The sequence below is a fragment of the Eubacteriaceae bacterium Marseille-Q4139 genome, from assembly GCA_018223415.1.
GTDB lineage: Bacteria > Bacillota > Clostridia > Lachnospirales > Lachnospiraceae > CABSIM01.
This window is the reverse complement of record JAGTTQ010000001.1, coordinates 1,547,708-1,573,322: the sequence shown is the minus strand read 5'-3', so window position 1 is coordinate 1,573,322 and position 25,615 is coordinate 1,547,708. Positions and strand designations below refer to the sequence as shown.

20 protein-coding genes and 1 other annotated feature are annotated in these 25,615 nt (G+C 51.7%); of the genes, 15 read left to right on the top strand and 5 right to left on the bottom strand.

From position 1 onward, the window contains the following. Positions 1-36 precede the first annotated feature (36 nt). The 6 genes from tkt to cysK all read left to right on the top strand — a co-directional run bounded on the left by tkt (position 37) and on the right by cysK (position 7,082). The gene (tkt, locus tag KE531_07575) at positions 37-2,016 is read left to right on the top strand and encodes a transketolase (GenBank protein ID MBR9953486.1); all 1,980 of its coding nucleotides are present in this window, start codon (positions 37-39) and stop codon (positions 2,014-2,016) included. A 27-nt stretch (positions 2,017-2,043) separates the two neighbouring features. Further along, a complete protein-coding gene (locus tag KE531_07570) occupies positions 2,044-2,991 on the top strand; it encodes an ROK family glucokinase (protein MBR9953485.1) in 948 nt (315 codons plus the stop codon). Between the two features lie 276 nt (positions 2,992-3,267). Beyond that, positions 3,268-4,941: a putative manganese-dependent inorganic diphosphatase gene (locus tag KE531_07565; protein MBR9953484.1), complete on the top strand. Its 1,674-nt coding sequence runs from the start codon at positions 3,268-3,270 to the stop codon at positions 4,939-4,941. Positions 4,942-5,040: 99 nt separating this feature from the next. Continuing rightward, the gene (locus KE531_07560; protein MBR9953483.1) at positions 5,041-5,619 is read left to right on the top strand and encodes a flavin reductase family protein; all 579 of its coding nucleotides are present in this window, start codon (positions 5,041-5,043) and stop codon (positions 5,617-5,619) included. Positions 5,620-5,630: 11 nt separating this feature from the next. Beyond that, complete coding sequence (locus KE531_07555) at positions 5,631-6,143, top strand: shikimate kinase (GenBank protein ID MBR9953482.1); 513 nt, start codon at positions 5,631-5,633, stop codon at positions 6,141-6,143. A gap of 6 nt (positions 6,144-6,149) precedes the next feature. Beyond that, entirely contained in the window at positions 6,150-7,082 is a 933-nt protein-coding gene (gene cysK / locus KE531_07550; GenBank protein ID MBR9953481.1) for a cysteine synthase A, read from the top strand. Positions 7,083-7,363: 281 nt separating this feature from the next. Here the strand turns inward: cysK and KE531_07545 are convergent, their stop codons facing one another. Both KE531_07545 and KE531_07540 read right to left on the bottom strand, forming a co-directional pair. After that, positions 7,364-8,725 carry an amidohydrolase gene (locus KE531_07545; protein ID MBR9953480.1) on the bottom strand — a complete coding sequence of 454 codons (1,362 nt, stop codon included), beginning with the start codon at positions 8,723-8,725 and terminating at the stop codon, positions 7,364-7,366. A gap of 446 nt (positions 8,726-9,171) precedes the next feature. Next, positions 9,172-10,806, bottom strand: a complete 1,635-nt coding sequence (locus KE531_07540) for a polysaccharide biosynthesis protein (GenBank protein MBR9953479.1) — start codon at positions 10,804-10,806, stop codon at positions 9,172-9,174. A 253-nt stretch (positions 10,807-11,059) separates the two neighbouring features. On the opposite strand from KE531_07540, the gene KE531_07535 reads away from it, so the two are divergent. The 7 genes from KE531_07535 to KE531_07505 all read left to right on the top strand — a co-directional run bounded on the left by KE531_07535 (position 11,060) and on the right by KE531_07505 (position 20,456). Continuing rightward, a complete protein-coding gene (locus KE531_07535) occupies positions 11,060-12,253 on the top strand; it encodes an amidohydrolase (GenBank protein MBR9953478.1) in 1,194 nt (397 codons plus the stop codon). 99 nt (positions 12,254-12,352) lie between these two features. Next, positions 12,353-13,633: a DUF1576 domain-containing protein gene (locus tag KE531_07530; GenBank protein MBR9953477.1), complete on the top strand. Its 1,281-nt coding sequence runs from the start codon at positions 12,353-12,355 to the stop codon at positions 13,631-13,633. A gap of 359 nt (positions 13,634-13,992) precedes the next feature. Next, positions 13,993-14,249: a binding site (T-box leader), on the top strand. A gap of 230 nt (positions 14,250-14,479) precedes the next feature. Then, positions 14,480-16,195, top strand: a complete 1,716-nt coding sequence (locus KE531_07525) for a carbon starvation protein A (GenBank protein ID MBR9953476.1) — start codon at positions 14,480-14,482, stop codon at positions 16,193-16,195. Positions 16,196-16,393: 198 nt separating this feature from the next. Next, positions 16,394-17,602 carry a glucose-1-phosphate adenylyltransferase gene (locus KE531_07520; GenBank protein MBR9953475.1) on the top strand — a complete coding sequence of 403 codons (1,209 nt, stop codon included), beginning with the start codon at positions 16,394-16,396 and terminating at the stop codon, positions 17,600-17,602. Next, positions 17,596-18,738, top strand: coding sequence for a glucose-1-phosphate adenylyltransferase subunit GlgD (gene glgD / locus KE531_07515; protein ID MBR9953474.1), 1,143 nt, complete (start codon positions 17,596-17,598; stop codon positions 18,736-18,738). The genes KE531_07520 and glgD overlap by 7 nt, the downstream gene beginning before the upstream one ends. A 147-nt stretch (positions 18,739-18,885) precedes the next feature. After that, positions 18,886-19,530 (top strand): transposase, encoded by a 645-nt coding sequence (locus tag KE531_07510; protein MBR9953473.1) that lies wholly within the window; start codon positions 18,886-18,888, stop codon positions 19,528-19,530. Between the two features lie 23 nt (positions 19,531-19,553). Next, the gene (locus KE531_07505) at positions 19,554-20,456 is read left to right on the top strand and encodes an IS3 family transposase (protein MBR9953472.1); all 903 of its coding nucleotides are present in this window, start codon (positions 19,554-19,556) and stop codon (positions 20,454-20,456) included. Positions 20,457-20,575: 119 nt separating this feature from the next. Here the strand turns inward: KE531_07505 and KE531_07500 are convergent, their stop codons facing one another. Next, positions 20,576-21,457 carry a LysR family transcriptional regulator gene (locus KE531_07500; GenBank protein ID MBR9953471.1) on the bottom strand — a complete coding sequence of 294 codons (882 nt, stop codon included), beginning with the start codon at positions 21,455-21,457 and terminating at the stop codon, positions 20,576-20,578. Positions 21,458-21,604: 147 nt separating this feature from the next. Between KE531_07500 and KE531_07495 the strand changes: the two genes are divergently transcribed. Beyond that, positions 21,605-22,633 (top strand): YeiH family putative sulfate export transporter, encoded by a 1,029-nt coding sequence (locus KE531_07495; GenBank protein MBR9953470.1) that lies wholly within the window; start codon positions 21,605-21,607, stop codon positions 22,631-22,633. Between the two features lie 72 nt (positions 22,634-22,705). Then, positions 22,706-23,185: a VanZ family protein gene (locus KE531_07490; protein MBR9953469.1), complete on the top strand. Its 480-nt coding sequence runs from the start codon at positions 22,706-22,708 to the stop codon at positions 23,183-23,185. A gap of 67 nt (positions 23,186-23,252) precedes the next feature. Here the strand turns inward: KE531_07490 and hcp are convergent, their stop codons facing one another. Further along, entirely contained in the window at positions 23,253-24,851 is a 1,599-nt protein-coding gene (hcp, locus tag KE531_07485) for a hydroxylamine reductase (protein ID MBR9953468.1), read from the bottom strand. Positions 24,852-24,868: 17 nt separating this feature from the next. Further along, entirely contained in the window at positions 24,869-25,579 is a 711-nt protein-coding gene (locus KE531_07480; protein MBR9953467.1) for a 4Fe-4S dicluster domain-containing protein, read from the bottom strand. Positions 25,580-25,615 lie beyond the last annotated feature (36 nt).

The following is a 25,615-nucleotide window of genomic DNA, read 5'->3' as shown; positions in this document are numbered from 1 at the left end:
CCGACGAAGAGACAAAAAGAAAAGGGAGGCGCTAGTATGAAACCTATTGACACACTGTCCATCAACTCCATACGAATTCTGTCTGCGGACGCTATCCAGAAGGCAAATTCGGGGCATCCGGGACTTCCGCTGGGCTGCGCGCCGATGGCGTATGAGCTTTGGAGCCATCACATGAACCACAACCCGGCAAATCCGGACTGGGCGAACCGCGACCGGTTTATTTTATCCGGCGGACACGGCTCCATGCTGCTGTATTCGCTGCTCCACCTGTTTGGCTACGGCCTGACAAAGGAAGACCTGATGAATTTCCGTCAGGTTGGTTCCCTGACGCCGGGTCATCCGGAGTATGGCCACACCGTAGGCGTGGAGGCGACGACAGGGCCGCTCGGCGCCGGCATGGCAATGGCAGTCGGCATGGCGATGGCAGAAAAGCATCTGGCGTCTGTGTTTAACAGGGAAAATTACCCTGTTGTCGATCATTATACTTATGTGCTCGGCGGCGACGGCTGCATGATGGAGGGAATCTCTTCCGAGGCCTTTTCCCTTGCGGGAACCCTTGGCCTTGGGAAGCTGATTGTGCTTTATGATTCCAACCGTATTTCGATTGAGGGCAGCACTGACATTGCATTCCGCGAGAATGTGGAAGAGCGCATGAAAGCGTTCGGCTTCCAGACGATCACCGTGGAAGACGGAACAAACATTGACGCCATCGGAATGGCAATCCAGGCGGCGAAGATGGATACGGCACGTCCGTCCTTTATCACCATCAAGACGGAAATCGGCTATGGCTGTCCGGCAAAACAGGGCAAGGCAAGTGCCCACGGCGAGCCCCTGGGCGCAGAAAATGTGAAGGCCATGAGAGAAAACCTCGGCTGGCCGTATGAGGAGCCGTTTTTTGTGCCGGAGGAGGTGTACAGCCATTTTGCCGCCATGGCAGAGGAAAAGGCTGAGACGGAAGCCGCATGGAATGTGATGTTTACCGCATACTGCGGGGAATATCCGGAGATGGAGGCGCTCTGGGATACCTACCATAAAGAAATTGACGCGGAGTCTGTGATCGGAAACGAGGCTTTCTGGCTTCCGAAGGAAAAAGCAGAGGCGACACGTTCCCTGTCCGGAAAGATGATTAACCTGTTTAAAGATGAATTCCCGAACATGGTCGGCGGTTCCGCAGACCTGGCGCCTTCCAATAAGACGGAAATGAAAGGCGCAGGCGACTTTTCGGCCGAGAACCCGGCAGGCAGAAACCTGCATTTCGGAGTCCGGGAGCTGGCGATGGCCGCCATCGGAAACGGCATTATGCTTCATGGCGGACTGCGCGCTTATGTTGCGACCTTCTTCGTGTTCAGCGATTATGTGAAGCCGATGGCCAGACTGTCGGCGCTGATGGGCGTGCCGCTCACCTATGTCCTGACCCATGACAGCATTGGTGTCGGCGAGGATGGGCCGACCCACGAGCCGATTGAACAGCTTGCCATGCTGCGGGCAATGCCTAACTTCCATGTATTCCGGCCCTGTGATGCCGTGGAGACATCGGCAGCATGGATCAGCGCAGTTACTTCCAAAAAGACGCCGACGGCGCTGGTACTTTCCCGTCAGAACCTGGAGCCGGTTGCCGGAAGCAGCAGAGAGGCATTAAAAGGCGGCTATATTCTTGATGACTGTGAAGGCACGCCGGAGGCAATCCTGATTGCCAGCGGTTCCGAAGTGGAGCTGGCGGTTAAGGCAAAGGCCGTGCTTGCAGAGGAGGGCAGAAAAATCCGCGTGGTTTCCATGCCTTCTATGGATGTCTTTGAAGAACAGAGCGCAGAATATAAAGAATCCGTGCTTCCGCGCCAGGTCAGAAAGAGAGTGGCCATCGAGGCGCTTTCTGATTTCGGATGGAGCAGATATGTGGGACTCGACGGAGCCTGTGTGACGATGAAGGGCTTCGGTGCCAGCGGCCCGGCGGCAAAATTATTTGAGAAATTTGGATTTACCGTGGAGAACGTGGTAAATACTGTAAAAGCGCTGTAAGCGGAAAACAGAGAAGAGGAAATGGAAATGAGCCGAAAATGCATCGGAATTGATATTGGCGGAACTTCCGTGAAAATGGGAATTTTCGAGACAGACGGGACACTTCTGGAAAAGTGGGAGATTCCCACACGGAAAGAGGAGAACGGCGCTCACATCCTGGAGGATGTGGCTGCTTCCATAAAGAAAAAGGCAGCAGGAATGAGAATTTCCATGGAGGACTTTGCCGGAGCAGGCCTGGGACTTCCCGGCCCTGTCCTGGCAGACGGCCATGTGGAGTTCTGTGTGAATCTTGGATGGAAAAAAGCTTCTAATCCGCAGAAAATTCTTAGCGGCCTTTTGGGCGGCTTACCAGTAAAAAGCGGAAATGACGCCAATGTGGCAGCCCTTGGGGAAATGTGGCAGGGCGGCGGCAGAGGTTACAGGAATCTTGTCATGATTACACTGGGAACCGGTGTCGGCGGCGGCATTATCCTGGATGGAAAAATCCTTACGGGAACCCAGGGCGTCGGCGGTGAAATTGGCCATATCCATGTCCGGGACGGAGAACCGGAGGCGTGCAACTGCGGCGGCCATGGCTGCCTGGAACAGGTGGCTTCGGCTACGGGAATCGCCAGGGAAGCCGGACGGATCTTAACAAAGAGCGATAAACCATCTGTCCTTCGGAAAAAAACAGGGCGCCTGACGGCGAAAGATGTGCTGGATGCAGCAAAAGCAGGGGACGAGTTGGCGCTGGAGGCCGTGGATACGGCCTGCCATTATCTGAGCCTTGTGCTTGGACAGCTTACCATGATCCTGGATCCGCAGATTTACGTGGTCGGCGGAGGTGTTTCCAGGGCAGGAACCTTCCTGACGGAAAAGCTTCAGAAGTATCATGACGAGCTGACGCCGTTTGCGCGGAAGAAGGCGAAAATTGTCCTGGCAGAGCTTGGGAACGATGCCGGGATTTATGGGGCGGCCAGAATGATTCTGGAATAAAAAGGGGGACTGTGCCGGGATATGAAATTCCGGCACGGTCCTTTGTGGCGTAAAGCAGATGGACAGATGCCGGAAAAGCCCTGTAACATGAGGAGACCCCAGTCATTACAACTGGGGTAATTATGAAAAAATCTATGTGCAATTTGTCCAATTAGGAAACGGTACAAATGGTTTTTCTGTAAAAATAGTATAAAAAACCTTTGTGAATAAAATATGAATAATATGTAAACAAAGCATGAAAGATTGAGAAAAAATAAACAAAGAGAGGAGATGTCTATGATCAATCAGGAGAAGCAGAATACGCTGGTTATCGGCCACAGGAATCCGGATACCGATTCCATTTGTTCTGCAATCTGTTACTCGAGATTAAAGCACCAGCTTACGGGAAGGGGATATGAACCGTGCCGTGCCGGAAATGTGAACTCGGAAACGCAGTTTGTGCTGGATTATTTTAAGGCACCGGCGCCGAGGCTGGTGGAGAGCGTCAAAACGCAGGTAAAGGATATCGAAATCCGCCATACCAAGGGAGTGAACCGGGGAATTTCTCTCAAATGTGCGTGGAGCCTGATGCAGGAGGACAACGTGGTGACGCTTCCATGCGTGACGGAGGACGGTGTCCTGGAAGGCGTCATTACCATCGGGGACATCACCATGTCCTACATGAATCTTTATGACAGCAGCATCATCTCCAAGGCTCACACAAAGTATGCCAACATCCTTGACACCCTGGAAGGCACAATGGTGATCGGTGACCCGGAAGAGTATTTCTCCCAGGGAAAGGTCCTGATTGCGGCGGCTAACCCGGATCTGATGGAGAACTATATTGAAAAGCATGATCTGGTGATCCTTGGGAACCGGTATGAGTCGCAGCTCTGCGCCATCGAGATGGAGGCCGGCTGTATTATCGTCTGCGAGGGCGCCGGCGTTTCGCTCACGATCCGGAAGCTGGCGCAGGAACGGGGATGCACCGTGATTACGACGCCGTACGACACCTACACGACGGCGCGTCTGATTAACCAGTCCATGCCCATCAGCTATTTCATGAAAACGGAAAATATCATTGCGTTTTCCGATGAAGATTATCTGGACGATATCCGGGACATTATGGCAAGCAAGAGGCACCGGGATTTCCCGATTCTCGATGGGGACGGAAAATATATCGGCATGATATCCAGACGGAATCTTCTCGGCGCCAAGGGAAAGCGGCTCATTCTCGTGGATCACAATGAGAAAACACAGGCCGTAGAGGGCATGGAAAATGCGGATATCCAGGAAATTATCGACCATCACCGTCTGGGAACGGTAGAAACCATGTCGCCGGTCTTCTTCAGGAACCAGCCTCTTGGCTGTACGGCAACGATTATTTACCAGATTTACCAGGAGAATGGGATCGAGATTGATACCCAGACGGCAGGGCTTTTGTGCAGCGCCATCATCTCCGATACGCTGCTGTTCCGTTCGCCGACCTGCACGTCCGTGGATAAAAGGGCAGCTCTGGAGCTGGCGGAAATTGCAGGCATTGACGCTGAGGAATATGCGAAAAAAATGTTTGCCGCCGGAAGCAACCTGAAGGGAAAATCCGACGAAGATATTTTCTATCAGGACTTTAAGCGGTTTACCGTCGGCAGTGCAGTGTTCGGAATCGGCCAGATCACGTCCCTCAACGCAGAGGAGTTGGAGGAACTGAAGCCGCGGATGTTAAGATACGCGGAAAAAGCGAGAGAACATCACAATGTGGATATGATGTTTTTCATGCTTACCAATATTCTGACAGAATCCACGGATCTGATCTGCATCGGCCAGGGGGCGGAACAGCTTGTCTCCGGCGCTTTCCACATTCATGACGAGGATGGGGAAATGGAGATTCTGGACGGCATCGTCAATCTGCCGGGCGTGGTTTCCAGAAAGAAACAGCTTGCTCCGGTGATTATGATGGCCTTGCAGCAGTAGACGGCAGGCGAAACAGAGAGAAGGAAGGTGGCGTGTATCGGAAACGAGAATGCAAAGAGCCGGACGGTTCATAAAAAGACAGCGTTTAAGCCGGGAAATATGCTGTATCCGGTTCCGGCGGTCATGGTGACTGTGGCTGACCGTGAGGGAAATTCCAATATTCTGACGATTGCCTGGGCTGGAACCATTTGTTCCAGTCCTCCGATGGTATCCATCAGCGTAAGGCCGGAACGGTATTCCTATGAAATGATAAAGGAAACCGGAGAGTTCGTCATCAACCTGACGACAGAAAAGCTGGCCTGGGCAACGGATTTCTGCGGAGTCCGTTCCGGGAGGGATACGGATAAATGGAAGGAGACGGGTTTGACGCCGGAGAAAGCGCAGGCCGTTTCCGTTCCGCTCATCAAGGAGAGCCCCGTAAACCTGGAATGCCGGGTGATAAAAGCAGAGCAGCTCGGGAGCCATGACATGTTTCTGGCAGAGGTGGTGGCAGTGGATGTGGACGAGGCGTATATGAATGAGGCGGGTACCTTCCTGCTTTCGTCTGCAAAACCGCTGGCCTACTCCCACGGGAGGTATTATGGCCTTGGAGAATGCCTCGGCACCTTTGGATACAGTGTTCGGAAAAAGAAGGAAACCGGAGGCAGAAAAAGGAGAGCAGGACAAAAACGGAAATAGAGGGCACAGACATGGACAGCAGAAAAACAAACATTGTTTTGATCGGCATGCCGAGCGCCGGAAAGAGTACGGTAGGGGTTCTTCTGGCGAAACGGCTTGGGTATTCTTTTGTGGATGTGGATCTCGTAATTCAAGAGCAGGAGGGAAAGCTTTTGAAGGAGATCATAGCAGAGCGGGGAATGGAAGGGTTCCTTCAGATTGAAGATCAGGTAAATGCAGGGCTCGACAGAGAAAAGACGGTAATTGCTCCAGGCGGGAGCGTTATTTATGGAAAAAACGCCATGAACCATTTAAAATCTATCGGAACTGTGATATACTTAAAGCTAGGATACGAAGAGATAGAAAAACGTCTGGGCAATTTGACGGACAGAGGTGTTGCCCTCAGAGATGGAATGACGTTAAGGGACCTTTATGAGGAACGTACCCCTTATTATGAGAGGTATGCGGACATTACACTGGATGGCTCCGGAAAAGATTTCGGAGAAGTTGTTGACGAACTGCGTTCTTACTTTGAAGGGAGATGAAGAACAATGGGAAGAATTTGCGGCAATGCAGAAGAATTGATCGGCAATACTCCTCTTGTGGAACTGAAAGGAATGGAAGACCAGCATGAAATCAATGCACGGCTGTTTGCCAAGCTGGAGTATCTAAATCCGTTTGGAAGCTCCAAGGACCGTGTAGCGAAAAAAATGCTGGATACGGCAGAAGAGCAGGGGATGGTTAAGCGCGGTGTTACTACGATAATCGAGCCTACCAGCGGAAACACAGGGGTTGCCCTTGCTGCACTTGGAGAGCACCGCGGTTACAGGACGATGCTCGTTATGCCGGAAGATGTCAGCGAGGAGCGCCGGCTGCTTCTCAGAGCCCGTGGAGCAGAGATTGTTCTGACCGAAGCGGAAAAAGGAATAAAAGGTGCTGCTGAAAAGGCTCAGGAGCTGGCAAAGGAAGAAGGAAACACATGGATGCCCGGCGAGTTTACAAATCCGGCAGGCGTACAGGCTCATTATGAGACGACTGGCCCTGAAATCTGGGAGGCCATGGACGGCAAAGTGGACATTTTTGTATGTGCTGTCGGCACCGGCGGGATGATTACCGGAGTTGGCCGGTATCTGAAAGAGAAAAATCCCAATATCCGGGTTGTCGCGGTAGAGCCCAGCAAGAGTGCGGTACTGTCCGGCGGTGAACCTGGAAAGCATGAAATCCAGGGCATCGGGCCGGGGTTCGTTCCTGAAATTTTGGACCGCTCCGTATATGATGAAGTGCTTACGGTTGCTGCTGAAGAATGCTATATGATGTGCCATGATCTTGCCGGAAGGGAAGGTATTTTGGCTGGAATTTCTTCCGGAGCCGTTTTGGAGGCGGCAGTTACCGTTGCGGAGAGGCCGGAATCCCAGGGCAAGAATATCGTAGTGGTTCTTCCGGACGGAGGGGACTGGTATCTGACGACGCCGCTGTTCGCCTAGGAATACCATACAACAATATTTAAAGCAGAACCTGGGCTGCGGGCAAGAAGCAACAGCTTTGGTTTGGTGACCGGCTCCGGAAACGGATCTCTCAGGATGAGAATCTGATATTGGAACCGGTTGTGGAAAAGGTATTGACAGAGAGGAAGGCTGCCTGCTGGAAAACAGCCTTCAGACAAAAGAACGGATGAGATAAGGGGAAGCGAACAGGCTTCCGGCGAAGGGATGAAAATATTCGCCGGAAGCCTGTTCTGCGTTCCGGAAATGGTCAGACGCACACTTTATTTGCAGTAATCCAGCGTGATACTTCCATCTTCATTATAAATGACAGCATCCTTATCCATGCATAACTTATCAATAGCGGCAAGGAATTCCTCCTTGGAGCCAAAGCGGGGATGCGCTTCTGCGATAACTTTTTTGGCGGCAGCAGCATCGTCGCGCAGAAGGAGATCTGCCGCGACAGCCAGGCACTGAGCCGGTACGAGGCATGCCAGTTTTTTATCAGCGATATAGTAATCGCAGCCGTGGCCGGTTCCGATGGTGCCGCTTGCATGCGGATGAATGGCTGGCATGATTGCAGACACATCTCCCATATCAGTGCTTCCGCAGCCCCAATGGTCGTTTACGGCAACGCTTCCGGGGCCGGACACAGCCTCCATGGCTTCCGCAAAGATGGCGGTCAGGTTTTCGTCATTGTTGAGCGGGAAGTAGCCGGGGTGGTCATCCAGCTCTACGTTGCAGCCGATACATGCGGCGGCACCTGCCAGAGCGCGGTTTACTTTTTTATTGTATTCATAAATGCTGTCGAAGGAAGCGCCGCGGACGTAGCTTTCGATCACAGCCGTTTCCGGGATGGCGTTGACGGCCATGCCGGCCTGGGTAATGATTGGATGGAAACGAATGTGCTCGTTGTCGAGGAACGTCTCACGAAGGGCGTTTACGGCGTTCAGGCCGCAGGTGGCAGCATAGAGTGCATTTTTTCCCTTGTCCGGAGAACCGCCGGCATGAGAGGAAACTCCTTTATAGATGATATTCTTTGTAAGGCAGCCGTTGCTTCCTTTTCCGATGGATAAAGTCTGGCCTTCAGGCAGCTTGCCGGAGTGGATCATCATGGCCATATCGACTCCGTCGAAATATCCTCTTGCAATAAACTCGGTTTTTCCGCCGAAATAACGGATAATTCCTTTTTTCCGAAGACTTTCGCGGTATGCGAGCTCAATCAGTTCCTCGGCAGGAACGGAAATGAAGCGGATGGAGCCGCACATACCGTCCAGGGCACCCGGTTCTTTAAATGCGGCGGCAACGCCGATCAGATTGGCGCACTGTGCATTATGGCCGCAGGCATGAACCGCAGACGTTTTCGGATCTGCGTCCGGGTGGTTTCCTACGATCAGGGAGTCAAGCTCCCCGAGGATTGCGATTTTAGGGCCAGGTCTTCCAGTATCCAGATCTGTATAGAAACCAGGGATATTGCCGGCCTTTACCAGGGTATAGCCAAGTTTTTCAAACTGCTGTTCCATATAAGCGGAAGTGTTCCACTCGCGGTAGCCGGTCTCCGGATGTTTCCAGATATAGTCGGCGGTCTCGTAAATAAGGTCTTCGTGCTTTGCCGTCATTGCGATCAGTTGTTCTGCTCTTGTCATTCCATGTAACCCCTTTCATGAAATAAATAATTATGTAGCGGTAAGCGGACAGCAATTTCTGCCTGTCCTGCGGCGTCTATATCATGTCAGCTTTCCGGATATGAGCCTTCCGCGGATTTCAGTGCGGTTTCCGCGGTATTATGAGGAAAACGGAATGTGCCATGACATGATAATCACGCTGCGATGATTATATCATAAAACATTTCCGAAAAAAAGATATTGCAGAAAATATTGCGGATAATCACAGAAAATATTTCTAAATTTTTCTGGTTTTAGCGGATAGTAAAGATAAGTTGTCGAGTTTAAAAGAATTGCAAGATTCGTATGAGCCAAGTGTAGCATAAAAAAAAGAGAAAGTCAAGAACATATGTTCTAAAAATGTTCTTGACTTTCCGAATGAGATGCTCTATAATAAAACCACAAAAGAACACACGTTCTAAAAAAACTTAGATTAGTTTCATCTTCCTGCCAGCCTTAAAAATAGTCCGTCCCATAGGCATTTCTTTCAGTTCCTCTTCACTGACGACCCGCAGCCTTAAAATCAGCAGCCCGTAAATACAGACGGCTCCTAAGACAGCCGCCGCAACACAGACCGTATTGGAGGCGATTGCCAGATGAATTCCATAATATATGAGGGCGGCGAATACCGCCATCACGGCAGAACATAAAATAGGAAGCAGAAAAGTTGTTTTTACCTCCTGCCTGTAATTCAGATACCGTCCGATTGCACGCCAGTTCAGGATGCAGACAACGAGGGCGAAGGTGACATTTCCGATTACAAGGCCATATACGCCCCATTCCAGCAGGCTGAGCATGAGCCAGACAAGAACGGCATGGAGCAGGAGCGATATGGCGGAATGCGTCACGGATTTCCGCATCAGGTCAATACCCTGAAGGACCGAGTTCGTTACGGTGGAAAGCGAAAAGAAGATGACAGAGCTGGATCCCAGCATCAGGAGCTCTTTTGTCAGTTCTCTTCCGTCTCCGAAGACAAGGCGCATAATAGGAGAAGCCAGCGCAAACATGCCGAAAGCGCAGGGGATTGCTAAAAGCATATTGAATTTTATAGTAATGTAAATTTTATGCTTGACCTCTTCTTTGCGGCCGGCGCCCCGGGAGACAACGATGCTTGGAATCATGGAAGCGCCCAGGGAAGATGCAATGGCAACGGGGACATTTGTCAGGAGCCTGTATTTGCCGCCGTATATACCGAGAAGGGACAGCCGCTCTTTCTCTGTAAAGCCTTTTCCGTCCATGATAACACCGAACAGGGCGTTGTCCACAGTACCGCTGAGCTGATACACAAACTGGCTTAAAATAATGGGAGTAAAGGTCAGAAGCAGGAGCTTCATGATCTGAGCGTCAGTGGAAACCTCCTCCTGGCTGCGGGAAAGGGCGTGGCCATCCGTCTGCCGTTTTTGACGGAGCATCATAACAGACAGAACGAAGAAGGCGGCCAGGGCGCCGACCAGGGTGCCGAGAGTACCGCCGGCGGCCCCGTAAGATACCGGATTGTCCCGGTCTGCGAACCGCCTTAAAAAATCATAGGAAGCCCAGATGCTTATGAGCGCGTGGACAACCTGCTCAATAATCTGAGAGATTGAAGTTGGAACCATATTGCCGTGTCCCTGGAAAAAACCGCGGAACACGCCCATGACGGCAAAAACAAGGATCGTCGGCGCCATGACGCGAAGCGGCAGGGCACTGCCGGAGCTTTTAAAAATCACGGAAGCGATGAAGTCGGAACCGCAGAGGAGCAGGACGGTCATCAGGCCGCCTGTGAATACGCCAAGGGCAATTCCGCAGCGGAAAACCTTCCTGGAGTCTTCATACCGCTTTTTCACCTGTTTCTGGGCAATCAGCTTGGAAACAGCGAGCGGAAGGCTGTACGAGGAGAGGATCAGGCCGATATTATAGATCTCATAGGCCGTATTGTAATAACCGATCCCCTCATCGCCGAGAATGCGTGTCATGGGTATTTTATAAAGGAGTCCGATCAGGCGGACAATGATGCCGGCGGCCGCCAGGATCGTCCCCTGCATCAGGAAATTGGATTCATAAGCTTTCTTCTTCTGTGGCATGGCAAGATCCCTCCGATCATCTGCCTGTCCAAACAGGCAGAAACTAGCTCTATTTTACTATATATTTCAGCATTGGTATATATTTATTTTTCATTCTGGGAAAATCTGCCGGAAGGAAAAGGGAAAGCAGAGAAGATTTTATAGAAATATTATAAAAAAACACTTTGCCAATTTAAATTGACGTTGTAAAATGGGAACAGAAACAAAACAGACGGCGGAAAGAGCCGCCAATCAGGAAGAGAGGAAAAGTCTAATGGGAAAACAGGAGATTCAGGCGATTGCAGACAAGTGGGAAGAGAAGCTGAAGGAGATCCGGCATTATCTTCATGAAAATCCGGAACTGTCCTTTGAAGAATACAAAACGGCGGAGTATATCCGGGAACACCTGAAAAAATCCGGAGTCAAAATTTTAGAGGGATTTGAAGGGACAAGCACAGTCGCTGTCTTAGAGGGAAGCGAGCCGGGGCCGTGCATCGCTTTCCGTGCAGATATTGATGCGCTTCCGGTGACAGAGGAAAATGATTTGCCGTACCGCTCCAAAGTGCCGGGCGTCATGCATGCCTGCGGACATGACACGCACACGGCATGCCTTCTCTGTCTTGCAGATATTTTTGCGGAACATCCGGAGTTTATAAAAGGAAAGATCAAATTTATTTTCCAGGCAGCGGAGGAAAAGCTTCCGGGCGGTGCCATTGGGCTCTGTGAGGCGGGAGTTATGGATGACGTTGATATGATATTCGGTTTCCACTGTACGTCGGCGGCGCCTGTGGGGACGGTGACGGTTTCGCCGGGCGCAGATTCCGCGGCCATTGGCATTTATGAAGTAAAGGTAAAGGGCTATGGCGGACATGGAAGTGCGCCGCATAAAGCGAAAAATCCGGTTCCGGCAGCCTGTATGGTAGCTTCGGCGCTGAATCAGATTCTGGCAGAGAAAAAGGATCCGACGGCGTGCGGTGTCTTTACCGTATCCTATATTAACGGAGGAAAGTATCCGAATATTATCCCGGAAGAGGTGACTTTGGGGGGCAATATCAGGACCCTTGACAATGAGCTGATCCTGAAAATTTTTGACCATGTGAAATCTATCAGCAAGGGAATCTGCGAGGGGATGGAATGTACCTGTGAGGTGTCCACCAGTGTGGGCTATCAGGCTACGATCAATGTGCCGGAATACGTGGACATTGTGAAAGAGGCCATTGGGGAAATGGGATATAAGCATGAGGAGAAGCCAGTCAGCCTTGGCGGAGAGGATTTCAGCTATTACCTGCTTAAGAAGCCAGGTGCATATTTCCATGTGGGAATGGCGGATCCCGAGAATCCTGTGACGTTTTCGCCTCATCACAATGGCTGTTTCCTGTTGGATGAGCGCGGGTTGAGGATTGGGCTGGAACTGGAGCTTGCCGTTTACCAGAAGGCGGTTGAGCGGTTTGCGCATGCTGACAAATAAGCTCAGATGTGACAGCATCCATAATTTTTTCTTCCGCAAAGATGATTTTTCATGTATAATAGAAAAAAATCTTTGCGGAAGGAAGGAAACGGAGATTACATGGCCAGGAAATATTCTTTGACCAGAAAGCAAAAGTTCGGACTTTTGTGTTTAATACCGGTATATTTTATCATTGCAGGGCTTTGCCTTCAGCCGATCCGGGAAATCGGGCCGGGCCTTATGGCGATCATAAGGGAACCAGACTTTTTGATTACAGACTACATGATTATTGGAGGGATCGGGGCGGCTCTCGTAAACGCAGGTCTTTTAGGACTTGTGGCACTGGGGATTCCCTACTTCCTGGATATGGAAATGGACGGACATACGATCACATCTTTCTGTCTGATGTTCGGGTTTTCATTGTTCGGAAAAAATCTTTTAAATATCTGGACGATCCTGTTTGGTATTTTTCTTTATGCCAAATACCATAAAATGCCGTTATCCAAATATGTCTACATAGGACTTTATGGAACCAGTCTGTCTCCGATCATTACGCAGATCATGTACATTGCAGATCTGAATTTTTTCAGCCGGCTGATATTAAGCTGTTTTACGGGAATGGCAATCGGATTTGTGCTCCCGCCGCTTTCGACGCATGTTCACTATGCCCATAAGGGATATTCTCTTTACAATGTGGGGTTTGCTTCGGGAATTATTGCGACGGTTATCGTTTCACTTCTGAAATCCTTTGGTGTCACGACGGAGTCACGTCTGATCTGGTCGACCGGAAACAATATCCTGTTTTCCCGTCTTCTCTGCGGGTTGTTTGCTGCGATGGCAGTCGGCGCGTTCCTGTGGGGAGGCAAAGATGTGCTGGCCGCATATAAGCGGATTCTGAAGACGGATGGAATCTCCGGTACGGATTATCTGCGTGACGAGGGCGGTGCAGCCACGGTTCTCAACATGGCAGTAAACGGGATTTTTGCGACGGTTTTCGTTTTTGCGGTTGGCGGCGACATCAATGGGCCGACTATCGGCGGCATTTTTACGATAGTAGGGTTCAGCTCTACGGGAAAACATATCAGGAATATTGCACCGATTATGCTCGGCGTCTGCCTTGGAAGTTTGACAAAGGACTGGAATATCTATGAGCCGTCGCCGATGCTGGCTCTGTTATTTTCCACGACGCTGGCTCCTGTGGCCGGAAAATTCGGTGTCCTGGTAGGCTTGCTGGCAGGATACCTGCATTCTTCAGTGGCACTGAATGTAGGGCTTTTGTACGGCGGAATGAATCTTTACAACAATGGTTTTGCCGGCGGTATTGTGGCAATCTTCATGGTGCCGGTGATCCAGTCTGTCATGGACAGGAGAGCGAGAGCGAGAGGCGAGCTGTCCCTGTAAGGGACAGGGCGGCGTCCGCTTCGGAGGGCAGAGCCTGCCTGGCGTCCGCTGGCGTTCTTGCATGGAACCTGATGCCTCCTGCCTGCCCGGAGCCTACTCGCTCCGTTTGTCCGGCGTTTGCCTGGCCTGTCGGCCCGTCGGTTCTCTTGCTTGAAGCCTGCGGCACACTTCTGTCCTGTTGGCCCAGCGCCTGCTCGTCCCATCTGTACCCGGCGCTTCCGTCTCGCCATAGGTACACCGCCCGGCTGGTATCAAACGGCTGTCAGCGGTTTGGCTGCGGTTGTTAATTATCCGCAAAGAAAATGAAAAACTGTTGACAAATCGAAAATAGTGACTAGAATATGTTATTAAATTAACATTCAAATGTGATGAACAGGACAGGACTTCCCGACAGGGAGCACTTTCAGAGAGCCGCCGTTTGGTGTGAGGCGGCAGTGCGGGAGGGAAGCCATCCCCTGCCAGCAGTCCGTGCGAAAGGAATTTTGAGTAGTGCGGGCCGGAGGCCCACCGTTACAGGGGCGCGCATTCATCTCCATATCCGGGGAGATGCGGCAGAGGGGCCGGAGCAATCCGGCAAGAGGAGTGGCAACGCGGAGAAATATCTTTCGTCTTCTCGCAGATAGTTCTGCATGGGGACGGAGGATTTTTATTTTTGCGAAAAACTTTTCTCTGATAAAACATAAATGCTTTGCCGCATCAGCAGAATGATAGTTTCCCGATGAGGGCCAGCTTCTTTTGGTGCCAGGAGTTTCTCAGCTCTGGCCGGAATGGAAAGAACGCGGCTTTTACCGGCAGGGAATATCGCCTGGTTCGCTGCATTTGAGGAAAGTAAAGGAGCAAAAAAGTATGAACACTCTTGTTATCGTTTTAATCGCGGCCGTGTGCCTGTTTGCAGGCTATACGTTTTATGGCCGCTGGCTTGCAAATAAGTGGGGAATTGACCCGAAGGCCAAAACGCCTGCCCAGATGAAAGAGGACGGCCAGGATTATGTGCCGACAGAGGGCTGGATTGTGTTTTCTCACCAGTTTTCTTCCATCGCAGGCGCCGGCCCTGTGACGGGCGCCATCCAGGCGGCTGCTTTCGGCTGGCTGCCGGTCTTCCTTTGGATTCTTGTCGGCGGCATTTTCTTTGGAGCCGTCACGGATTTCGGCGCGCTCTATGCCAGCGTGAAAAACGAGGGAAAATCCATGGGGCTTTTGATCGAGAAATACATAGGAAAGACCGGACGGAAGCTGTTTCTCCTGTTCTGTTGGCTGTTTACGCTTCTTGTAATCGCGGCATTCGCAGACATGGTTGCAGGTACCTTTAACGCTTATACGGTTGTGGACGGCGCCAGCGTGCTTGCCGATGCGGCAAAAGTCAACGGCGCTGCCGGTACGATTTCCGTACTCTTTATTGTCCTGGCGATGGTGTTTGGGCTGATTCAGAAAAAATTTGGCCTGACAGGCTGGAAAGAGGCCGCGGCCGGCCTTGCCTGCACCTTTGCGGCGCTGGCTGCCGGCATGGCGTACCCGCTGATCGGCGGAAAAGACGCGTGGATTTTCTTCACGTTCGGCTACATTTTCCTTGCCTCCGTCCTTCCGATGTGGCTTTTAAAGCAGCCGCGTGACTATATGACGACGTTTATGTTTGCAGGAATGATCGTTGGGGCGGTTGTCGGCATTGTGGTGGCCCATCCGGCCATGAATCTTCCGGCGTTTACCGGCTTCCACAACGATGGGCTTGGAGATCTGTTCCCGATCCTGTTCGTGACGGTGGCCTGCGGAGCTGTTTCCGGTTTCCACAGCCTGGTTTCCTCCGGAACCTCATCTAAGACGGTTTCCAATGAAAAAGATATGCTGAAGGTCGGCTACGGCGCCATGGTACTGGAGAGCCTGCTGGCAGTCCTTGCACTCTGCATCGCGGGTGCAGCCGCCGCTTCTGACGGCACTGCCGCAGTGGGAACGCCGTTCCAGATTTTCTCCACCGGCGTAGCAGGGCTTTTAGAGATGTTCGGAATCCCGGTCTATGTGGCCCAGTGTTTCATGACCATGTGCGTATCGGCTCTGGCGCTCACGAGCCTGGACGCCGTTGCAAGAATCGGCCGCATGTCCTTCCAGGAGCTGTTCAGTGTGGATGACATGGAGAGCGCCGAGGGCTGGAGAAAAGTCTTCTGCAACAAGTATTTTGCAACTATCATTACCCTGGCCGTCGGATATATTCTCACGAGAATCGGATATTCCAATATCTGGCCGCTGTTTGGAAGTGCGAACCAGCTTTTAAGCGCCCTCGTCCTGATTACGCTCTGCGTATTCCTTAAGGTGACGGGACGTGAGAACAGGACGCTGTTCCCGCCGCTTGCCATCATGCTTTGCGTTACGTTTACAGCCCTTGTCCAGAGAACCATCGGACTTGTAAAGGCCTTTGGAGCCGGCACTGCCGTGTTTATGGCGGAAGGGCTTCAGCTCATCATCGCCATTCTCCTGATGGTGCTTGGAGTGATTATTGTGGTAAATTCCGGCAGGAGGCTGGTTAAGAATAAAGCCGGCGCAGAAGGGAAATCCCATCCGGTGCATGCATAAGAATTCAGGAATCCCGCAGTTCGGATCCCGCCTTTTCCCGGCCGGAGAGACAGGCATCGCCGCCGTGTTTCCCCGGCCTTTTTCTGCCCCTTTATTCTTACGGAATTATGAATATTTTTTGAAGGAAATGCTACCAGTTTTCGACGTTTTATGATACAATCGACCTATCAGTATTTATACGAATCAGGGGGAAAACTTATGGCAAAAGAAATGGTAGCAATGCTTCTTGCCGGCGGTCAGGGCTCGCGTCTGTATGCGCTGACCCAAAGCCTGGCGAAGCCCGCAGTTCCTTTTGGCGGAAAGTACAGGATCATCGACTTTCCGCTGTCAAACTGTGTTAATTCCGGCATTGATACGGTGGGGATCCTGACGCAGTATCAGCCTTTGGTGCTGAATGAATACATCGGCAACGGCCAGCCGTGGGATCTGGACCGGCTGCACGGCGGCGTACATATCCTGCCTCCGTACCAGCAGGCCAGCGGCTCCGACTGGTATAAGGGGACGGCAAACGCAATTTATCAGAATATTTCATTCATTGAGCGGTACAGCCCGCAGTATGTCATCATTCTTTCGGGTGATCAGATCTGCAAGCAGGATTACAGCGACTTCCTGAAGTTCCATAAGGAAAAGGGTGCGGAGTTCAGCGTCGCTGTCATGGAGGTGCCGTGGGAGGAGGCGTCCCGGTTTGGCCTCATGGTGGCTGACGGAGATGACAGGATCACGGAATTCCAGGAGAAGCCGAAGAATCCGAAGTCGAACCTGGCTTCCATGGGTATTTACATTTTCAACTGGGATATCCTCAGACAGTACCTGATTGAGGACGAGGCAGACCCGAATTCGGAGAATGATTTCGGAAACAACATCATTCCGAACCTTTTAAGAGACGGAAGAAAGATGTATGCATACCATTTCAACGGCTACTGGAAGGATGTGGGAACGATTTCGTCCCTCTGGGAGGCCAATATGGAGGTTCTGGATCCGGAGCACAGCGGGATCAACCTGTTTGATGAGAACTGGAAGATTTACAGCCGGAACAGCTACATGACCGGTCATAAAATCAGCAGCACGGCGACGGTGGAGAACTCCATGATTACCGATGGATGCCGCGTGGATGGCAGCGTGAAGCATTCCATCCTGTTTGCAGGCGTGAAGGTTGAGCCGGGCGCCAAGGTCGAGGACGCCGTCGTTATGGGCGGTACGGTGATTAAGGCGGGTGCAGTCGTGAAGCACTGCATCGTGGCTGAAAACGTGGTAATCGGTGAAAAGGCAGTTGTCGGCGCCATGCCGGCGAAGGGCGAGCAGGGAGTTGCGACAGTCGGCTCCGGCGTGGTGATCGGAAAGAACGCGAAGATCGGCCCCAATGCCATGGTAAGAGAAAATGTAAAGGACGGTGAAGAACAATGGTAAATTCCAACGCAGATGCACTGGGCATCATTTTCCCAAACAGCTATGACAGCCTGGTTCCCGAGCTGGTAGGCGAGCGGCTCATGGCATCCATCCCGTTTGCCAGCCGTTACCGCATGGTAGACTTCATTCTGTCCAGCATGGCGAACTGCGGCATCGACAATATTTCCCTCATTGTCCGCAAGAATTATCATTCCCTGATGGATCATCTCGGATCCGGCCGTGAATGGGATCTTGTCCGCAAAAACGGCGGCCTGAACATTGTCCCGCCTTTTGCAGAGAAAACCGTCAAGCTTTACACCGGCCGCGTGGAAGCGCTTGCCAGCATCCTGCCGTTCCTTCGTTCCCAGAAGGAGAAGTACGTGGTGATGTCGGATCCCAACATTGCAGTCAATTTTGACTTCAATGCCCTGATTGATGCACACGTGGAGAGCGGCGCCGATGTGACCATCGTGTATGCGGAAGAAGAACTTCCGAAGAGTCTGACGGAGTCCAACATCGTGAGCGAGGATCTTTACTATACGCTGAAGGTGGAAGACGGCCGCGTAAAGAAGATCTACATGAATTCCAAGGAAGAGGGTATCCAGAACTTCTCCATGAATATCTATATTCTGGAGAGAGAGCTTTTAATCGACCTGATTAACACGGCTTATGTCCGCGGATATCTGTATTTTGAGCGGGATATCCTGGCGCCGCAGCTCGATAAGCTGAATGTGCAGGCGTACCGGTACGACGGATACAAGGCGCGCATCAGCGACATCCGCAGCTATTTTGAGGAGAACATGAAGCTTCTTGAAGATGAGAACCTGGATGCACTGTTTTCCGGAAGCTCGATTTACACCAAGATCCGTGACGATAACCCCACCAGATACATTAAAGGCGCGAAGGTGAAAAACATTATGGCTGCCGATGGCTGTGTCCTGGAAGGGCAGGTCGAGGACAGCGTCCTGTTCCGCGGCGTCAAGGTTGCAAAGGGCGCCAAGGTGAAGAACTGCGTGCTGATGCAGGGAACGGTTATCGAAGAAGGCGCCAGAGTGGAAAATGTCATCACGGATAAAAACGTGACGATTACGGTCGGGAAAGAAGTAAAGGGAACGGACACCTTCCCGGTCTACGTGGCAAAAAATCAGACGGTGTAATTGAGACAGATTTTTGCCGCACATATGGGGCAGGCGATAGCCAGACAACCGAATAGAAACAGCAAAATCCCCGGACATGATGATATGCTCCCTTCTAGGTAGACAGTTGAAATAATAAAACTGTTTATCAAGGAGGGAGCATTTCTTATGCGTAAATATTCTGCTGAAGATAAATTACGAATGGTAAAGCTTATTTTGGAAGCTAAACATAGTATTACATCTGTATCAACAGGCGAAGGAATTCATCCTACTACTTTAGAAGAATGGATTCGTAATTATCAGTCTATGGGTTCAGAAACCTTTTACAACAAAGGATGGACCAAAAGAACTTCTGCCGAGAAAGAGATTGCCGTACAAGAGTATCTTTCTGGTCTTGGTTCACTACGTGATATTTGTAAAAAATATAAAATTTCCAGTACTCGTACACTCAGGCAATGGATTGCGCTGTATAATGGTCATAAGGAACTGAAGGCTTCCAGAACAGGAGGATGTAGTCTTATGACCAAAGGAAGAAAAACAACGTTTGAAGAAAGAGTGGAAATTGCATCCTACTGCATTTCCCATGGCCATAACTATGCTGAAACATCAGAAAACTTTAAGGTGTCCTATCAGCAGGCACGAAATTACACTATCAAATACGAAACAGGCGGAGTTCCTGCATTACAGGATAACCGCGGCAAAAGAAAATCGGAAGATTCTCTTACAGAGGAGGAGAAGCTTAAAGCGGAGTTGAAACTGGAAAAAGCCAAACGGCAAGGTGCAGAATTGGTGTTATCATTCTTAAAAAAATAAGAAGAAATCAAAAGGAGGCGGGGATGAGCCTGATCCGCCACGAGCATATCTATCAGGCTGTCAAAGAAGAACAGAAAGAACACGATTATCCGATACAGGCGCTTTGTAAGATTGGCGGTGTTTCAAGGGCGGCTTATTACAAATGGCTGAACCATGAAATGTCAGAGAATGAACAGGAAAACCGAAAAATTGCGGAACTGATAGAAAAAATCCACATAGAATCACCTGATAAGGGTTATCGCAGAATCCGTGATGAGTTGGAGCGTTACCATGACATTGATGTAAATGATAAACGTGTTTTGCGCATCTGCCGGAAACTTGGTATCAAATCCACCATTAAATATGCAAACGATAGCTGTACAAGACAGGCTGCAAATCCACAGTACATAGCCGAAAATATCCTGAATCGTGAATTTACGGCAGAAGCTCCGAATGAAAAGTGGTTGACCGATGTAACGGAATTTCATTACTATATCGGAAATGAAAAGCACAAGGTATATTTAAGTGCAATTCTTGACCTGTATGACCGAAGAATCGTATCCTACCGTATTGGAGACAGTAATAGTAATGCATTAGTGTTTGATACCTTTGATGATGCAGTCAAAGATAATCCTGATGCACATCCGATGTTTCACAGTGACAGAGGCTTTCAATACACCAATAGAGCCTTTCATGCAAAACTTGAAGCAGCAGGGATGATGCAGAGCATGTCCAGAGTAGCAAAGTGTATCGATAATGGACCAATGGAAGGATTCTGGGGAATTCTAAAACGGGAGCGTTATTATGGTAAACGATTTATGGACAGAGAATCACTGGTGGTCATGATAGAGAAATATATCAATTACTATAACAACAGACGTTTGCAGAGGAAGCTTGGTATAGTAACACCAATGGAGAAACACGAAAAATATTTACAGGCAGCGTAAAAATCTGCCAGCAGGTGATACCTACTGGCAGAAAAAAATTATATTTTTTTGATTGTCTACTTGACGGGAAGCAGTTCAGATGCTCGGGGATTTTTTGCATGCCTGAAAGTGTCAGCCCGTCATGCCTCAGGGCTCAGGAGACGGAAAATTTCTTCATAGTAGGGGCCGAATACGCTTCCTTTCCGCCATAAAAACGTAAAATCATGGGTCAGAGAACAGTCGGACAGAGGGATTTCCCGGAGCGTCCCGGCGGCCAGTTCTGCCTGAACCACAGGTTCGTAAAAAAAGGAAATCCCCAATCCGGCCAGGACAAGGGCTTTGATGGCATTCAGGCTTCCGAGTTCCGTAATAGCCATAAAATCGCTGACGGCCAGGTTCCGCTCCTCCAGGGCCCGCTCGAGAACCTCCCTCGTTCCGGAGCCGGGTTCACGGATGAGGAGTCGCTCGCCTAACAGGTCTTCCAGGACGGAAACCGGCTGGCGGAAGGAATAGTTTCCGGCGCAGACCGGGAGGTACCGCTCGCGGCGGTAAATGCGGCTTTCGTAGGCCTGTTTGGAGAAAAAGCCCTCGACAATGGCAAAGTCAATTTCCCCGGCATCCAGAAGGCGCAGGAGCTCGGCCGTGTTGGCCGCCTGCATCCGGATCTGCGCCTCGGGCTCTTTCCTTAGAAGCTTCGTGAGCGGTTTTGGCATGATGTATTCGCCAACCGTGAGGGTGGTACCGAAATCCAGGCGCCGGCTGGACTTCAGACGTCTGATGCTGTCGTAAAGGTGCACGGCGTCGTGGCGCATGGTGACGGCGCTCTGAAAAAACAGGCGGCCGGCCTCGGTGAGGGAAAGCTGTTTGCCCTCGTACCGGAAGAGCTTTGCCCCGCACTGATGCTCGAGGGCATGGATATGCTGGGAGACAGCCGGCTGCGTAATATGGAGAAGTTCTGCGGCTTTTGTATAGTTCATGGTCTGGCATACGGCCAGGAAGGTTTCCACACGGAAATCCAGCATCGGAATCACCTCGCTTGGCTTGGATACTAAGTATCATAACATAATTTTATCATAAAATAAAGAATGATAATTTTACACAATGGAATGGCGGGGGTATAATGGCAGTAACGGAAAATTCTGCATAAGATGCGAGGAGGAGCTTTGAATATGGAAAAAGCGAAGAAACTGGCGCCGGGCGTCCTGTTATGTCTGGCGATTGCGGTGCCATGCTGGTTTTTGGGAAAGGCATTCCCGATTATCGGCGGGCCGGTTTTTGCGATTCTGGCCGGCATGGTCATTACGCTGTTTTACCAGGAAAAAGGAGCGGCGAAAGCCGGGATCACTTACACATCGAAAAAAATTCTTCAGTATGCCGTGATTCTTCTCGGCTTTGGACTGAACCTTTCGGAGATTGCCAGGGTGGGTACGACCTCCCTTCCGATCATTGTGTCGACGATCTCCACGTCGCTCATCGTATCGTTTGTCCTGCACCGGCTCATGCACATGCCGGGAAATATTTCGACGTTAGTTGGCGTCGGTTCCTCCATCTGCGGCGGCTCGGCCATCGCGGCCACGGCGCCGGTCATCGGGGCGGACGACGAAGAAATTGCCCAGGCGATTTCTGTTATCTTCCTGTTTAATGTGATTGCAGCCCTGATTTTCCCGACGCTTGGCGGCATTCTTGGGCTTTCCAACGAGGGCTTCGGCCTGTTTGCAGGAACGGCGGTCAACGATACGTCGTCCGTGACGGCCACGGCGGCCGCCTGGGACGGCATGCATCCGGGCGCCAATACGCTGGACGCCGCGACCATCGTCAAGCTGACCCGCACGCTGGCGATCATCCCGATTACGCTGGCACTGGCTTTCTGGCGGACGGCTCAGGCGAAAAAGGCGGGCGGGAGCCAGAAAAATGAATTCAGCTTAAAGAAGGTGTTCCCGTTTTTCATTGTGTTTTTCGTCCTGGCATCGGTGATTACGACGGCGGCCACGACGGCCGGAGCCAGCTCGGCTGTTTTCGCGCCGTTTAAGGATCTGTCGAAATTTTTTATCATCATGGCGATGGCGGCCATCGGCCTCAACACCAACCTGGTGCAGCTTGTGAAGACTGGCGGGAAGCCGATTTTCATGGGACTCTGCTGCTGGGTGTCCATCGCAGCCGTGAGCCTTCTGATGCAGCAGGTCATGGGAATTTTATAGAGCTTGAACTTTCGGCGCCGGCATGCTAAAATACGGGCATTGAAGTTTCTTATGGAAATGAGGTGGATCCCGATGGAACATGGCAGAAAGCAGTTCCTTGTGTGGCTTCCGGCGCTTTTAATCGCCTGTCTGATTTTTTATTTTTCGGCGCAGCCGGCGGATATTTCCACGGAAATGAGCGATGGCGTCAGCCGTCTGCTTCTTTCCATCGGCCGCCTGTTCGGCTTTTTTGAGGGGCCGGAAGAGAATTATTATGAAATCATCGAGCGCATGAGCTTCCCGGTGAGGAAAGGGGCTCATGTGACCGAATACCTTTGCCTGTATTTTGCGGTTCTATTTGCGCTGCACCGATGGGATGTGCGGGGAAAGCGGCTTTTCTGGACGGCGTTTGCCATGACAATGGCGTATGCCTGCACCGATGAGTTCCATCAGCTTTTCGTGCCGGGGCGTTCCGGCCAGTTCACCGATGTGCTGGTGGACAGCAGCGGGGCCTTTGTCATGTCGGTTTTCGCTTCCTGGCGGCAGCGGGCGAAAAAAATTGCCGGCGTCTGAATTCAGACGGCCGGCTTTTTCTTTTGGCCAAACCCGGGAAACGGCGTTTTGACGGGTACGGGACGGATCAGCCGCCAAGCAGCTCCTTTAAGTCTGCTTCCGGTGTCGTAACCGGTGCGATCCCGTAAGTCTCAGCCAGAAGCTTTAATACATTCGGCGACAGGAACGCCGGGAGCGTCGGGCCAAGGCGGATGTTTTTGATGCCGAGGGAGAGCAGCGTCAAAAGGATGCAGACGGCTTTCTGTTCATACCAGGAGAGCACCATGGAAAGCGGGAGTTCATTTACGCCGCAGCCGAAGGCGTCAGCCAGAGCCTGGGCGATGCGGATGGCACTGTAAGCGTCGTTGCACTGGCCTATGTCCATGAGCCGCGGGAGACCGCCTATGGTTCCTAGATCCAGGTCGTTGAAACGGTATTTTCCGCAGGCCAGAGTCAGGATTACGGTGTCCTTCGGCGCCTGCTTAACAAATTCCGTAAAATAATTGCGTCCCGGCCTGGCGCCGTCGCAGCCGCCCACCAGGAAGAAATGGCGGATGGCGCCGGACTTTACGGCGTCGATGACCTTGTCAGAGACACGGAGGACGGCGTCATGGCCGAAGCCGGTCATGACAGTTTTGCCGCCGTTGATACCGGAAAAGTCCTGATTTTCGCCGTAGCCGCCCAGCTCCAGGGCCTTTTCGATGACTGGCGTGAAATCTTTTTCCGGGCCGATGTGCGGCGTTTCCGGGAAAGAGACCATGTTTGTGGTGAAGACCCGGTCGGCATAGCCCGGTTTTGGCGGCATCAGGCAGTTGGTGGTAAAGAGGACAGGCGCCGGGAGACCGTCGAACTCCTTTTGCTGGTTCTGCCATGCGGTGCCGAAATTGCCCTTTAGGTGGCTGTATTTTTTGAGCTCCGGATAGGCATGGGCCGGCAGCATTTCGCCGTGGGTGTAGATATGGATGCCTTTTCCTTCGGTCTGCTTAAGAAGGAGCTTTAAATCATGGAGATCATGGCCGGTGACGACGATGAAGGGGCCTTTTTCCATGGCAAGGGAAACGGCGGTGGGCTCGGGCGAGCCGTAGGTTTCCGTGTTGGCGCGGTCTAAAAGCTCCATGCATGCAAGGTTATACCTGCCGGTTTCCATGACGATGGGAAGAAGCTCGTCCATGCCCCAGTCCTCGCCCAGGGCGAAGAGTGCCTTGCAGAAGAAGCGGCCAAGCTCCGGATCCGTATAACCCAAAACCATGGCATGCCATGCGTAGGCGGCCATGCCGCGGATGCCGAAGAGGATCAGGGATTTTAAGGAACGGATGTCTTCCGGGGCATTCCAGAGCTGTTCCATGTCGTAATCGGCATTGTGGCCGCAGGGGCTTGCGCAGAACTGGCAGTCGGGAACCAGCCTGTTTTTCTCGTCATGCACCCGGCTGATCAGCCCGCGAAGCCGGTCATCGTCGAAGCTTACGTTGGTGACGGCCGCAAAAAGGCTTTCTAAAATCAGGCTGTCCATGGAAGGCGTGTAGTCAGGATTCTGGTCGGCGGCACGGGCCAGGCCGATCAGGGCGCCGGTCAGCTCATCCTGGAGCTTTGCGGTGCCGGCAGTTTTCCCGCAGACACCGGCCTTTCCGACGCAGCCGGTGCACCCGGCCGTCTGTTCACACTGGAAGCAGAACATTTCATGATTCATATCGGCTTATTCCCTTTCTATTCTAAGATTCTCCCGTCAGTGGAAATGGTGACGACCTGCCACGGGATCATTTTTTTGCTGTTTTGCAGGGCTGTTTTTACGGCATGCTCTAAGCCGCCGCAGCATGGCACCTCCATGCGGACGATGAGGACGCTTTTGATGTCGTTGGCTTTTAAAATTTCCGTCAGTTTTTCCGAATAGTCGACGGTGTCGAGTTTTGGACAGCCTACCAGGGTGATGCGCCCTTTGATGAAATCTTCGTGGAAGGCGGCGTAGGCGTAGGCCGTGCAGTCGGCGGCCACCAGAAGCTTTGCGCCGTCAAAGTACGGGGCATGGATCGGCGCCAGCTTGATCTGCACCGGCCACTGGGAAAGACGGCTTATTACGTTATCGGCCGTACCGGACGGGGCATTTGGGGTCTGGGCGCTCCCGGCGGCAGGTTCCCTGCGGACAATGGATCTCGACTGGGAGCCGGGGCAGCCGCAGGCAAGGGGTGCCTTTTTCGCCTGGACAGCCTGTTCGTCGTAGGGAGCGGCCTCCCGCTCTAAGATGGAAATGGCGCCGGTGGGACATGCCGGCAGACAGTCGCCGAGGCCGTCGCAGTAATCGTCGCGGATCAGGTAAGCTTTCCCGTCCCGCATTTCGATGGCGCCTTCATGGCAGGCGTCTGCACATGCGCCGCAGCCGTTGCATTTTTCTTCGTCGATGGACACAATTTTCCGTTTCATCAGAATCAACCTCTCTCTTGTTTTTCTGAGGAGATT